This window comes from Halorubrum sp. SD612, assembly GCF_002135005.1.
In genome coordinates, this window is the sequence record NZ_NEWI01000086.1 from 1 (window position 1) to 12,793 (window position 12,793).

10 protein-coding genes and 1 pseudogene are annotated in these 12,793 nt (G+C 70.4%); 4 read left to right on the forward strand and 7 right to left on the reverse strand.

Translation table 11 applies throughout. The features are described 5' to 3' along the window. Together gyrA and gyrB are read right to left on the reverse strand one after the other, a co-directional pair. Positions 1–2,245 (reverse strand): DNA gyrase subunit A (gyrA, locus tag B9G38_RS10610; RefSeq protein ID WP_086220349.1); only part of this gene is annotated, 2,245 nt, incomplete at its 3' end. Then, positions 2,242–4,158 (reverse strand): DNA topoisomerase (ATP-hydrolyzing) subunit B, encoded by a 1,917-nt coding sequence (gene gyrB, locus B9G38_RS10615; RefSeq protein WP_086220350.1) that lies wholly within the window; start codon positions 4,156–4,158, stop codon positions 2,242–2,244. The genes gyrB and gyrA, both read right to left, overlap by 4 nt. A gap of 127 nt (positions 4,159–4,285) precedes the next feature. Between gyrB and B9G38_RS10620 the strand changes: the two are divergent. Beyond that, positions 4,286–5,496 (forward strand): annotated as a pseudogene (locus B9G38_RS10620) (iron-containing alcohol dehydrogenase family protein). A gap of 15 nt (positions 5,497–5,511) precedes the next feature. Here B9G38_RS10620 and B9G38_RS18735 read toward each other — a convergent pair. From B9G38_RS18735 to B9G38_RS10645, 5 genes are all read right to left on the reverse strand, one after another. Beyond that, entirely contained in the window at positions 5,512–5,979 is a 468-nt protein-coding gene (locus B9G38_RS18735) for a nuclear transport factor 2 family protein (RefSeq protein ID WP_086220351.1), read from the reverse strand. Continuing rightward, positions 5,963–7,156, reverse strand: coding sequence for a potassium channel family protein (locus B9G38_RS10630; RefSeq protein ID WP_049929468.1), 1,194 nt, complete (start codon positions 7,154–7,156; stop codon positions 5,963–5,965). The genes B9G38_RS18735 and B9G38_RS10630 overlap by 17 nt, the downstream gene beginning before the upstream one ends. Positions 7,157–7,234: 78 nt before the next feature. Next, the gene (locus tag B9G38_RS10635) at positions 7,235–7,762 is read right to left on the reverse strand and encodes a hypothetical protein (RefSeq protein WP_049929467.1); all 528 of its coding nucleotides are present in this window, start codon (positions 7,760–7,762) and stop codon (positions 7,235–7,237) included. Between the two features lie 21 nt (positions 7,763–7,783). After that, positions 7,784–8,722, reverse strand: a complete 939-nt coding sequence (gene mch / locus B9G38_RS10640) for a methenyltetrahydromethanopterin cyclohydrolase (RefSeq protein ID WP_086220352.1) — start codon at positions 8,720–8,722, stop codon at positions 7,784–7,786. Positions 8,723–9,122: 400 nt separating this feature from the next. Continuing rightward, positions 9,123–9,599: a hypothetical protein gene (locus tag B9G38_RS10645; RefSeq protein ID WP_049929465.1), complete on the reverse strand. Its 477-nt coding sequence runs from the start codon at positions 9,597–9,599 to the stop codon at positions 9,123–9,125. 261 nt (positions 9,600–9,860) lie between these two features. Between B9G38_RS10645 and B9G38_RS10650 the strand changes: the two genes are divergently transcribed. From B9G38_RS10650 to B9G38_RS10660, 3 genes are all read left to right on the forward strand, one after another. Beyond that, on the forward strand, positions 9,861–10,595 hold the full coding sequence (locus tag B9G38_RS10650; RefSeq protein WP_086220353.1) for a DUF726 domain-containing protein: 735 nt from the start codon (positions 9,861–9,863) through the stop codon (positions 10,593–10,595). Positions 10,596–10,674: 79 nt separating this feature from the next. Beyond that, entirely contained in the window at positions 10,675–11,517 is an 843-nt protein-coding gene (locus tag B9G38_RS10655) for a translation initiation factor eIF-2B (protein ID WP_086220354.1), read from the forward strand. A 90-nt stretch (positions 11,518–11,607) separates the two neighbouring features. After that, positions 11,608–12,594 (forward strand): hypothetical protein, encoded by a 987-nt coding sequence (locus B9G38_RS10660; RefSeq protein WP_086220355.1) that lies wholly within the window; start codon positions 11,608–11,610, stop codon positions 12,592–12,594. Positions 12,595–12,793 lie beyond the last annotated feature (199 nt).

Consider the following 12,793-nt stretch of genomic DNA (forward strand, 5'->3'; position numbering starts at 1 on the left):
TCTTGATGTCGACGAGCCCCTTCCCGTTCCGCGACTGCGGGCGGTACTCGTCGAGGTCGGAGCGCTTCCCGTAGCCGTTCTCGGTGACGGTGAGCACCCAGTTGTGGTACTCGTCGTCGATGGCGGCGACGCCCGCGACGGCGTCGCCCTCGCGGAGGTCGATGCCGATCACGCCGCGGGCCGTCCGACCCATGGCGCGCGCCTCGGACTCCTCGAACCGGATCGCCATCCCGTCCCGGCTGCCGATGACGATGTCCGTGTCGCCGTCGGTCACCTCGACGTCGACGAGTTCGTCGCCGTCCTCCAGCCGGATCGCCCGGATCCCGGTCGAGCGGATGTTCCCGAACTCGTCGACCGCGGTCCGCTTGATGTAGCCGCCGCGGGTGACCATCGTGAGGTACTCGTCGTCGTCCAAGTCCTCGGTGTTGACGACCGACTCGATCTCCTCGCCGTCGTCGAGGTCGAGGAGGTTGACCGCGGACTTCCCGCGCGCCGTGCGAGACATCTCCGGGATCTCGTAGGTCTTCAGCTCGTAGATCTGACCGTGGTTCGTGAACACGAGGAGGTAGTCGTGGGAGTTGGCCGCGAACACCGAGGAGACGCGGTCCCCCTCTTTGAGCCCCGTGCCGATGATCCCCTTGCCGCCGCGGTTCTGCGCGCGGAACGTGTCGAGCGACATCCGCTTGATGTAGTCGTCCTCGCTCATCACGACGACGCACTCCTCCTCCGGGATGAGGTCCTCGTGGGTCACGTCGCCCGCGTCCTCGATGAAGCTCGTCCGGCGCTCGTCGTCGTACTCGGCTTTGATCTCCTGAAGCTCGTCGACGATCACCTGATCGAGCTCGGCGGGGTCGGCGAGGATCGTCTCCAGCCGCTCGATACGCGCCTTCACCTCCTCGTACTCCGACTCGATCTCCGCCGTCTCCATCGACGTGAGCGAGCCGAGCTGCATCCGGACGATGTGGGCCGCCTGCGCCTCGGTGAAGTCGAACGCCGACTCCAGCGCAGCCTTCGCGGCATCGCGGTCGTCGGAGTCCTGGATCGTCTCGACGACGCTGTCGACGTTGTCGAGGGCCTTCAGCCGCCCTTCGAGGATGTGTGCGCGGTCCTCGCGCTCGGCGAGCTCGTGTTCGGAGCGCCGGCGCACCACCTCGCGGCGGTGGTCGACGTAGTGTTCGAGTGTCTGCTTGAGGTCCAGCACCTGCGGCGAGCCGTCGACCAGAGCGAGGTTGATGACGCCGAACGTGCGTTCGAGGTGGCTCTCCAGCAGCTGGTTCTTGACGACTTCCGCCATCGCGTCGCGCTTGAGCTCGACGACGATCCGGATCCCGTCGCGGTCCGACTCGTCGCGCAGGTCGCGGATCCCTTCGATCGCGCCCTCGTTGACGTCCTCGGCGATGCGCTCGACGAGCCGCGACTTGTTCTGCTGGAAGGGGAGCTCGCTGATGACGATCCGTCCCTCCTCCTCGTGGACCTCGAACTCCGCGCGGACGCGGATCCGTCCGCGCCCCGTCTTGTACGCCTTGTGGACCGCGTTCCGCCCGACGATGTTCGCGCCGGTCGGGAAGTCCGGCCCATTGACGTGTTCCATCAGATCCTCGACGGTCGCGTCGGGGGTCTCTATCAGCTCGACGGTGGCGTCGATCACCTCGCCGAGGTTGTGGGGCGGGATGTTCGTCGACATTCCGACGGCGATACCCGACGAGCCGTTGACGAGCAGGTTCGGGAACGCCGCGGGCAGCACCTCCGGCTCCTCGAGGCGGTCGTCGTAGTTCGCCTGGAAGTCGACGGTGTCGCGCTCGATGTCCGCCATGAGCTCCTCGGCGATGGGGGCCATCCGGGCCTCCGTGTACCGCATCGCGGCCGGCGGGTCGCCGTCGACGGAGCCGAAGTTCCCCTGCCCGTCGACCAAGGGGTAGCGCATCGAGAAGTCCTGCGCCATCCGGGCGAGGGTGTCGTAGATGGCGCTGTCGCCGTGCGGGTGGTAATCGCCCATCGTCTCGCCGACGACGGAGGAGGACTTGCGGTGCGCGGAGTTGCTCGTTACGCCCGCCTCGTTCATCGCGAAGAGGATCCGGCGGTGGACGGGTTTGAGCCCGTCGCGCACGTCGGGGAGCGCCCGCCCCGCGATGACCGACATCGCGTAGTCGATGTACGACTGCTCCATCTCGTCTTCGATGCGCGCGTTCGTCACCTGCGCCGCGCGCACGTCGCCGGGGTCGACGTCGGGGCTCTCGGAGCTCATATGTCCACCCACTCCGCCTCGGTCGCGTGCTGCTTGATGAACTCCTTGCGCGGCTCCACGGCGTCGCCCATCAGCACGTTGAACATCCTGTCGGCGGCGGCCGCGTCGTCGACGTTAATCCGCTTGAGCCGGCGGTTCTCGGGGTCCATCGTGGTGTCCCACAGCTGGTCGGGGTTCATCTCGCCGAGGCCCTTGAACCGCTGGACCTGCGTGGGGTTGCCGTCGCACTCCTCCTCGACGATCCGGTCGCGCTCCTCCTCGGTCATGGCGTCGTACGTCTCGCCGCGGTAGCGGACGCGGTACAGCGGCGGCTGGGCCGCGTACACGTATCCGGCCTCCAGGAGCGGCTTCATGTGGCGGTAGAGGAGGGTCAGGAGGAGGGTCCTGATGTGGGCGCCGTCGACGTCGGCGTCCGTCATCAGGATGATCTTGTTGTACCGGACGTCGTCGATGTCGAACTCCTCGCCGATCCCCGCGCCGATCGCGGTGATCAGCGCGCGGATCTCGTCGTTTTCGAGGATGCGGTCGAGGCGATGTTTCTCGACGTTGAGGATCTTCCCCTTCAGCGGGAGGATCGCCTGGTTCTCGCGGTTCCGGCCCTGTTTCGCGGAGCCGCCCGCCGAGTCGCCCTCGACCACGAACAGCTCCGCCTCGGTCGGGTCGCGGGTCTGACAGTCGGCCAGCTTGCCGGGCAGCGCCGTCGACTCCAGCGCGGACTTCCGACGCGTGAGCTCTTCGGCCTTCTTCGCGGCCTTCCGGGCGCGAGCCGCCTCGGCGGCCTTGTGGACGACCTTCTCGGCGGTGTCCGGGTTCTCCTCGAAGAACGTGCCGAGCTTCTCGTGGGTCGCGGACTCGACGACGCCGCGGACCTCGCTGTTGCCGAGCTTCGTCTTCGTCTGCCCCTCGAACTGCGGGTCGGGGTGTTTCACCGAGACGACCGCCGTGAGCCCCTCGCGCACGTCCTCGCCCTTGAGGTTGGCGTCGAGGTCGTCGACGAGCCCGTGCTCGTTGGCGTAGTCGTTCACGGTCCGGGTGAGCGCGGTCTTGAACCCGGTGAGGTGGGTGCCGCCCTCGCGGGTGTTGATGTTGTTCGCGAACGCGTGGACGGAGCCCTGGAGCTCCTCGGTCGCCTGCATCGCGACCTCGACGTGGACGCCCTCGCTCTCGCCTTCGAAGTAGATGACCTCCTCGTGGATCGGCGAGCGCGTCTCGTTGAGGTACGCGACGAACTCCCGGATCCCGCCGTCGTACTTGAACGTCTCCTCCGTGTCGTCGCGGTCGTCGACGAGCCGGATCTCGACGCCGGAGTTGAGGAAGGCGAGCTCGCGGAGCCGGTTCGCGAGCGTCGACGTCTGGAACTCCGTCGTCTCGAAGATCTCCGCGTCGGGCCAGAACCGGATCTCCGTGCCGGTCGACTCGCCGTCGTCCATGTCGCGGACGCGCTCGAACCCGTCCTCCGCGGGCTCGCCGCCCGCGAACCGGTGGCGGAAGACGCCGCCGTCGCGCTTGACTTCGACCTCCAGCCGCTCGGAGAGGGCGTTGACGACGCTGACGCCGACGCCGTGGAGGCCGCCGGAGACCTGGTACGACTTGGAGTCGAACTTCCCGCCGGCGTGGAGGACGGTCAGGATGACCTCGAGCGCCGGCCGGTCGTACTCCTCGTGCGTGTCGACCGGAATTCCCCGCCCGTCGTCGCTGACGGAGACGGAGCCGTCGCCGTGGATCCGCACCTCTATCTCCTCGCAGTAGCCCGCGAGCGCCTCGTCGATGGAGTTGTCGACGACCTCGTAGACGAGATGGTGGAGCCCTCGACCGTCCGTGGACCCGATGTACATCGCCGGTCGCTTACGGACGGCCTGCAGGCCTTCGAGGACCTGAATTTGGCCGGCTCCGTATTCGCTCTGCTCTGACATAGGAACTTACACTCGCTAGTCGCTGTCGGGTTATAAACCCGGCGCACGCGCGCGTGTGAGCCCCCGACGGCGACGTGTGCCTAGCTCTCCCACAGCTACAAACCGCGCCCTCGCGTACCCGTCGCCGATGCTACCGATCGCGGACTCCTTCGACCACGTTCACCGCGGCTGCGAGATCCGGTACGGGCGGGGACGAGTCGCCGACCTCGGCGCCTGGCTCGGCGATCGCGGCCTCGACGGCGCGCTCGTCGTCTGCGGCTCGAACACCGGCGCGAACGACGCTCTGATGGATCCGGTCCGAGACGGCCTCGGCGACCGACTCGCGGCGTCTTCGACGGGACAACGCCAGACAAGCGGGTCGAGACCGCCTACGACCTCCTCGACGCGCGGGCCGAGGCGGACGCGGACGTCCTCGTCGCGGTCGGCGGCGGCGCCAGCCTCGACGTCGCGAGACAGGCGACGCTGCTCGCGGCCGACGGCCGGGATCTCGACGCCCTCCGCGGCGACGCGGAGGCCGGCGCAGACGCGCTCGGCGACCTTGCGCCTGAGAGCGGCCCCGCCCTCCCGGCGTTCTTCGTGCCGTCGACATTCGCGGGCGCGGACGTCTCGACAGGCGGCTCGCTGGAGGTCCTCTCGGCCGACGAGTCGCCGACCGGACAGCCGGTGACCGTCAGCGGGAGCGGCGCGTGGCCGATCGTCGACGTGGCCGACCCGGCGCTGTTCGAGACGACGCCGGCCTCGGTGCTGGCCGGGTCGGCGATGAACGGGTTCGACAAGGGGATCGAGACGCCGTACGCCCGCGACGCCTCCCCGGTGAGCGACGCGGCCGCGGTCCACGGACTCCGCCTCCTCTCGGACGCGCTCCCCCGCGTGGCCGGCGACCGACCGGGCGGCGAGGACGCGATGGACCGCGCGGTAGTGGGGTCGCTGCTCGTCCAGCTCGACTCCAAGATCAGCGTGATCCACGCGTTCGGCCACGGGTTCGCGCGGCGATATGAGGTTCAGCAGGGCGCGATCCACGCCGTCGTCGCGCCGCACGCGCTGGCGTACCTCTTCGACGAGGTCGACGCGAGCCGGCGGGCGCTGGCCACCGGGCTCGGGATCCGGACCGGCGGCCGCGACGACGCAGCGATCGCCGAGGAGGTCGTCGCGGCCGTCGCCGAGGTCCGGAACGCGCTCGATGTCCCGAGCCGCCTCCGGGATCTCCCCGAGACCGACGAGGACGACCTCCCGGCGATCGCCGAGTTCGTCGCCGAGGACCCGCCGATGGAGCGCGCGCCGGCCGACCTCGACGCGACTCCCGAGGAGATCCTCGGCGTGTTGCGGGCGGCGTGGTAAGGCCGGGGAGACGGCCTATCCGTCGGACGACTCGGCCCCGTACGTCTCAAGCGAGGTCAACCGCCCGGCCTCGGTCTCAAACACGTCGACGAACGCGAACAGCACGTCGCCGTCAGCGTCACGGAGGCGGCCGCGGACCGCGACGCCGGGACCCGACGGATAGACGCGGTCGACCGCGTGGGTCGTGTCGGTGTTCGGCCGCCCGTCTCGCATGAACGCGACGAACCGGTCGCGTCCCTCGAACGTCCTGTCGCCGCGCCGCTGGACGAATTCGGGGTCGAGCAGCGACGCGAGCCGCTCGTACTCGCCGGCGTCGATCGCGTCGTAGTAGGCCCGGGCGAGCGCGGCGGGGTCGGCGCTTTCGCCCGCCGGATCTCCGCTGTCCGCGTCGGCGTTCGCTCTGCTGTCCGCGTCGGCGTTCGCTCTGCTGTCGGGGGCGTTCGCTCCGCGCTCTGCGTCGTCCGCCTCACGCCGCGAGGGCATCGAACTCCTCGGCTGAGGTCCGGGTTCCCTTCGAGATGATCACGTCGCCGCCCCGCAGCGTGGTGTCGATGTCGTGGCCGACCAGCCACCCCTCGTCCGGGCGGCGGATCGCGAGGACGCTCGTCGAGATGTCGGTCGCGGGCACGCCGTCGGCGACGGCGGTCCCGTCGAGTTCGCTCCCCTCGACGACGACGGTCCGGGTGATTATCTCGTCGGACTCCTGGACCGCCATCTCCACGACCGGGTGGACGTCGAGGTCACGGAGGACTCCCTCGGTGATCGCCAGCGCGGCGTCGGATATCTCCTCGGTCGCGACGCCGAGGTGGATGAGTCCCCGCAGCGACACCGGGTCGTCGGCCTCGGCCGCGGCGCGGAGCGTCCACGCCTCGAACCGCGACTGGAGCGCGTCCACCTCGATCTCGAGGTTGCTCACCTCCTCGGCCAGCTCCTCGTTGTCGAAGAGGACCGACCCGTACGCGAGGTCGACGGCGAGCTCGGAGAGGTTCTTCATCAACACGATCGAGTCGACCGCGCGCTCCAAGTCGTCGATCGCCGGCTCGGGCGCGGGCTCGGGCTCGAACGGGTCGCCGCTCAGCTCGGGGTACACGTCCTCGACGCCTGCTTCGGGCCCCCGAAGCAGAGTCACGTCGCCGGGCGCTAACCGGGTGGTCGGTCCGGGGTTGAGGATCCAGTCCTCGTCGCGCCGGACCGCGATGACGCGGACGCCGGTCTCCGATTCGAGGTCGATATCGTCCAGCGTCCGGCCGGCGTACGCGGACTCGCCCCGCACGGTCCCGCGGACGAGCGTCTCCACGCCCGCGGAGAGCGCGCCCCGCATCGCCTCGGGGAGCCCGATCTCCTCGGTGACGATCTTGGCGATGTCGCCCGCGGCGTCGGCGACCTTGTCGGCGGCCGCGATGACGCCGAGCACGGGCGCGAGCGTCTCCGCCTCGTTCGGGTTCCGCGCGGCGAGCATCAGGCTCATCCGGGCGCGCATCTGGAGCACGTCCATCCGGTGTTCCAGCTCGACGACCTCGTGCGCGACCGTCGGGCTCGCGTGGAGAACCGCCGAATAAGACAGATCGATCAACAGCTCCGCGGTGTCCTTCATCTCGACGAGCAGGTCCTTGACGCTCGTCGGCTCGTAGCGGACCGTGCGCTCGTCGAATCGTCCCATGTGACTCTCTCTCCGGCACCGAGTAAAAGGCTTGTTGCGGGAGTTCGAACGGTCGGAGCGGAGGAGACGACCGCCGCGTCAGAGCGCGTCGCCGGCGACGTAGCCCGGCGCATCCTCTGGCGATTCCGTGCCGTCGCCGACGGGCGCGGCGAGGTCGACGAGCGCGAGCCATCCCAGCAGCCGGGCCGCGCGGCCCCGCCACGTCGCCTCCCAGTCGGGATCGCGGGCCCTGTCGTGCCGCGGAACTCGGTCGCGGGTCGCGGCGAAGAGGTCGGGGGCGGTCAGCGGGTCGTCGGTCGAGGCCTCCCGCAGCGCCGCGAGCGCCTCGGGGCCGAACAGGACCTCCTCTCGGAGCCCCTCGCGGACGCGCTCCGGCGTCGGCTCGGCGTCGGCGCGGACGAACCCCCGAGAGGTGTCCTCGGCGAGGTCGAGCGCGCGCAGGAACGCGAGCCAGTCGTTCGCGGTCTGACGGTCGGGGAGGTCGCGTCGCCGCCGGAGGCGGGCGCAGCAGTCGTCGGCGGTACCCGGGACGAGCGGGACCGCGCGCTGGTACTCGCGGAGGGCGTCGAGGTCGGCCGGGGGTTCGGGGACGGGTTTGAGTCGCATCAGTCAGGGACGCTCGCGGCGTCAGCGGTAGCCGAACGACTCGGCGAGCAGCTCCTCGTCGGTCTCACCGACGGTGTAGACGGGGCCGTCGACGACGTCGACGGTGACCTGCGCCGGGGCGAACACGCTCTCGGGCACGTCGTAGAAGTCCCAGTCGGCGTCCTCGAACACCTCAACGAAGGGGGTGCCGTACTCCTCGCCCGCGGTCGAGACGATCTCGCCGAAGCGGTCGTCGTCGCGCGCGACCTGGAGGTGGACCTCGCCGCCGTACGCCAAGGCGTCGTTGGTCCGGCCCATCGCCTCGGTCTCGTCGCGGGTCGGGGGCGCGAGCGGCGCGGAGCCGGAGGCGTGGAGCACGTCCGTGGGCTCGTAGCCGACCTCCAACAGGCGGAAGACGGCGAGTTCAGCGGCGCGGGCCGCGGTAGTGACGGAGCCCGCGGTCGAGCCGGTGGCGAACGTCGGGAGGAACACGCCGTCGGTGTCGACCTCGGCCAGCTCGGCGACCTGTTCGGCGACCTCCTCGTCGGGGAGCGCCGTCGACTCGACCGCCAGCGTGGCGAACTCGGAGGAGTCGTAGTAGCCGACGCGCTCGAACTCGGTCTCGCGGCCGACGAGCGCGCGGGCGGGGCCGGAACCCAGCCCCTCGAAGCCGCCCTCGGTCGTCAGCTCCCAGCCGGCCTTCTGCGAGCAGAGCAGCGCGACCGCGGGGTGGTCCGTCGACAGCTCGACGTACTGGCGCGGCGCGCCGGCGAGCCGGCCCATTCGCGTCTGGAGGTTCGCGAGCCCGGCGGTCTGGATCTCCGCGAGCAGGAGTCCCGCCTCGACGCCGCCGGCCGCGTCGACGCCGAAGTCGACGACGGTGGCGCCGTTGTCCAGCTCGTAGCCGACGACGTCCAGCTCGCCGGCGAAGTCGAGCGCCTCGTCGACCAGCTCGATCGCAGTCCGATTGATGCTTTCCATAAACGAGCGTACTCGCTCCCCGTTTAAGGGGTTTGGCTGTTCGGCTCGGGGCGTCGCAAGAGATCCGGTGGACGTTACTTATAAACAACCGAGGCGGTGGCGCGTGCCTCCGAACGCCCGCAGGGCGTGAGGAGCACGCGCGAGGGAGTCGCTCGCCCGCGGCGAGCGACGCGGCTGGGGAGGTGTGAGGCTGCGGTGCTGCGCGTTCCCGCGAGCGAAGCGAGCGGGAGCACGGAAGTCGCAGCCCGCGCAGCAAAGCGAGCAGGAACGTCTTCCGGTGGGGCTTTGCCGGTGTCTGTCGCCGGTCCACCAGCGACTATTTAGAATTGAGCGAGCGCGATTTCGGGAGCGTTCGACCGAAATGCTTCGTGAGCCGGATATAATCGAGCGTTCCGAGTCGTCACCAGAAGCCGTCGGAGTCGCTCGGGCCGCCGGCCTCGCCGGGGCCGCTCGGACCGCGGGGCCCGCTCGGTCTCGGATCGGGGTTGATCTCGACGGGGGCAGACTCAGCCCGCGGGTCGATCTCGCGCCCCTCGTCGTAGCGGACGAACGAGAGGTAGAACGCCTCGCCGCAGCCGACGCCCTCGGCGTCCGGCTCGCGGTACGGCTCGTCGCCGCCGACGTCGGTGCCGCGCACGCCGTCGTGCGGGTCCCACTCGACGCCGTCGCTCTCGCCGCAGACGAACCGGACGCCGTCGGCGTCGGCGGTGTCGCCGTCTTCGGTCGCCTCGTCGGCGTCGAACGGCTCGGTCGGCGCGACGTACGTCCACCCCTCCAGCGGGTACGGCGTCACCGACTTGTCCGCGAGGTACCCCTCGCGTTCGAGCGCGACGAGCGTCCCGCAGTGGGGACAGTAGTACGTGACCGGGTAGCTCATACGTCTCGTAGGGGACCCGTTTATAAACAGCCGTCGCCGCCGCGTCAGCTATTTGATCGCTCGGGCCGACGATTCGACATCTCATCCGATACCACTCCTGACAGCTCGGACGCATCGGACGACTCGTCCGGCCCCGTTACCCGCCGCCGGCTCCTCTACGGCGTCGCGGGCGGCGTCGGTCTCCTCGGGGGCGGCGGACTGTACGTCGCCAACGCGCTCGACGGCGACTTCGGCGGGTACGAGGCGCCAGAGTCACAGCCGATGGTCTCCACCCGAGGGCGGCTCGACGCCGACGAGCCGACGACGCGCTCGGGGTCGTGGGAGTTCGGCGGCAGCGACGCGGTGGTCCTGTACGTCCACGGCCTCGGCGCGGACGCAGAGTCGGCCCGCGATCAGGCGTACGCGGCGCGACTGGGGCTGGCGGCGGCGTCGGACTCGGCGGGCGGCGACGACGCGGCGGCGAGCGTCCCGCCCATGATCGGCTACTCGTGGTCGTCGAACGACGACTGGGGACCGGCGAAGCGCACCGCCGACGCCAACGCCGCCCCGCTCGCCGACTGGCTGACGGCGTGGGCGGACGAGGACGGCCGTCCGGTCCACCTGTTCGCGCACTCGCTCGGCGCTCGCGTGACCGGAGCGGCGCTGCGCGAACTCGCGGACAGGGGGCGGACGGACGCCCTCGCGTCGGTGTCGCTGTTCGGCGGGGCGATCCCGCACGACAGCGTCGGGACCGACGGGGCGTACGGGGCGGCAATTGGGGCGCTCGACGCGCCCCTCTACAACTTCCACAGCCGGAACGACCGCGTCCTCGGGTGGGTGTACCGCGCCTCCGACCGGACCCGGGCGGTCGGCCACGGCGGGCTGTCCGGCGCCGCGACCGCGCCGGACGGCTACGCCGACATCGACGTTAGTGATCTGGTGGCGGACCACTACTCGTACCTCGAACCGGACGCGGGCTGTCTGCCGCGCGCGATCGGCCGGATCGGGTTCGAGTAGTGCGACGGCGCACTCCGGGGCGCCTCGCCGCCGACTCGCCCCCGGAACCCCTTTTACCGGCGCGGTCGACCCTTCGGGCATGATCGACGAGACCGTCGCCGAGATCCGGGCGATGCGGACCCACAGCACGTCCGCGGTGGCCGTGAAGGCGACGCGGTCGCTCGCGGACCTGTTAGACCGGGAGTACGTGACCGTCGACGAGTTCGAGCGCGACCTCGAACACAACGCGGGCGTGCTGCGCCGGTCGAACCCCTCCCACGCCGCGCTCCACAACGCGATGCGCGAGGTCGAGCGATCCATCGTGGGCGAGGCGACGAGCGTCGAGGGCGCGAAGCAGCTGTTGGAGGACGTGATCGCCCGCGTCGTCGACGACATCGAGACGGCGAAGGGCGAGGCGGCCGCCAACGCGGCCGAGCACATCGAGGACGGCCACACGCTGCTTGTCCACGACTACTCCACGACGGTGCTGGAGGCGATCGAGAACGCCGCGCGCGACGGGGCGCACCTGACCGTCTACGTCACCGAGGCGCGCCCGCGGACGCTCGGCCGCAAGACCGCGCGGATTCTCGCCGGGGTGTCCCGCGTCGACGTCCGCATGGTCGTCGACAGCGCGATGGGGTACGCGCTCCGCGACTGCGACCGCGTCCTGCTCGGTATCACCTGTATTACCGGGGGAACCTACTACAACCGGATCGGCACGTTCCCCCTCGTCGTCACGGCGCGCGAGCTCGGCGTCCCAGTCACCGCGGTCGGCTCGGGCGCGAAGACGATCGAGGAGTTCCGGTTCGAGAACGAGTTCCGCGACGCCGTCGAGGTGATGCGCGAACCCGTCGAGGACGTCGAGATCGAGAACCCGAGCTACGACGCCACCCCGATCGGGATGATCGACACCGTGGTCACCGACGACGGCGTCCGGGACTGAGGGCCCGACGAGGCGAGAAGACGAGCGCTGCCGGCGAACCCCGTCGAGCGGACAAAAGCGCTTTGTGTGTGTACCGTGTTAACAGGCGTAATGAGCGTTCGTACGGGTTCGACGACGGTGTTTCAGATCCCCGATCAGGGGGTGACGGCGGGGTGTTCGAGCGGCTGGTGCGACCTGTGGGCGGTCGCGACCGATCCGGGCGTGCTGACGGCGGTCGCGATCGTCGGTCTCGCCGCGCTGGTCGCGTTCGCGTACGTCCGGGACGCCGAGGCGGCCTGTCACCGCGAGCGACGCCGCGTCCTCGACGAGCGGGACGCGTTCGAGTCGTTCGCGGACCGCGTGGCCGACATCGACACCATCTCAGCCGCGACGGACTCGACGCCGTCCGGCGTGCCGGCCGGCTCGCTCCGCGGAATGGGCGCTCCCGGCGACGGGGCGCGCGGCCCCGGCGGCGGATCGCCCGGGAGCAGCGTCAGCCTCAGACGGGTGATGGCCGCGTACGACGACACCGTGCTGTCGCTCCCTCACTACCGGGCCGAGTACGACGAGACGCCCGCGGAGAGCCTGGCGGCCGAACTCGGTCCGGACGCCGTGACCGCGCTGGCGTCGGACGGGGGGCTCTCGGGCGCCGCGCAGTCGGCGCTCGTCGACCGGAGCCGCCGCGCCGTCGACGCACGCGAACGCCTCGCCGACGCGATCGACGAAGAGATCGACGCGATCGGCGACAGGGAGTCAGCGCTGTCGGCGATCGACCGCCGTCGCCGCCGGCTGCTCGGTCACTTAGACGGGGTCCGACCCGGCTGCGAGGCCGAGGCCGCCGTCGACGTCTGGAGCCGGCTGACGGAACTCGAAGGGGAGTGCGACGACCTCGCCGCCGACCGACAGCGCTCGTTGGACGATCCCCCGTTGACGCCGCGCACGCCGCTCGACGCCGACCGCGAACGGCCGTTCTACGCCTACCTCTACGGCCCGACCGACGGGCCGCGGTACCCGGTGTTGGCCCAGATCGCGGAGATCGCAGACCGGATCCGCGCCGATAAGGACCGCGTCGGGGGACGAATCGCCCGCGGCCGCTGACTCTCCCGGGCGCCCCGGACCGGCGGAAACTCCAAACTACCGGATTGTTTATGAAGGTAGGGCGGGTCTGGGGGGGTATGAGTTGGCAGGAGGCGGAACGAGCGTTCACGGACGACGCCATCGCCCGAGAGACGCTCCCCGCGACGTTCGAACGCACCGCGGAGCGGCACGCTGACCGGATCGCACAGCGGTACAAGGG

What these genes read in the sequence shown, in the direction of transcription:
- gyrB (WP_086220350.1), bottom strand. Translation starts at nt 4,158, where the DNA reads ATGTCAGAGCAGAGCGAATACGGAGCCGGCCAAATTCAGGTCCTCGAA.
- B9G38_RS10650 (WP_086220353.1), top strand. Translation starts at nt 9,861, where the DNA reads ATGGTCTCCACCCGAGGGCGGCTCGACGCCGACGAGCCGACGACGCGC.
- B9G38_RS18735 (WP_086220351.1), bottom strand. Translation starts at nt 5,979, where the DNA reads ATGCCCTCGCGGCGTGAGGCGGACGACGCAGAGCGCGGAGCGAACGCC.
- B9G38_RS10660 (WP_086220355.1), top strand. Translation starts at nt 11,608, where the DNA reads ATGAGCGTTCGTACGGGTTCGACGACGGTGTTTCAGATCCCCGATCAG.
- mch (WP_086220352.1), bottom strand. Translation starts at nt 8,722, where the DNA reads ATGGAAAGCATCAATCGGACTGCGATCGAGCTGGTCGACGAGGCGCTC.
- B9G38_RS10645 (WP_049929465.1), bottom strand. Translation starts at nt 9,599, where the DNA reads ATGAGCTACCCGGTCACGTACTACTGTCCCCACTGCGGGACGCTCGTC.
- B9G38_RS10635 (WP_049929467.1), bottom strand. Translation starts at nt 7,762, where the DNA reads ATGCGACTCAAACCCGTCCCCGAACCCCCGGCCGACCTCGACGCCCTC.
- B9G38_RS10655 (WP_086220354.1), top strand. Translation starts at nt 10,675, where the DNA reads ATGATCGACGAGACCGTCGCCGAGATCCGGGCGATGCGGACCCACAGC.
- B9G38_RS10630 (WP_049929468.1), bottom strand. Translation starts at nt 7,156, where the DNA reads ATGGGACGATTCGACGAGCGCACGGTCCGCTACGAGCCGACGAGCGTC.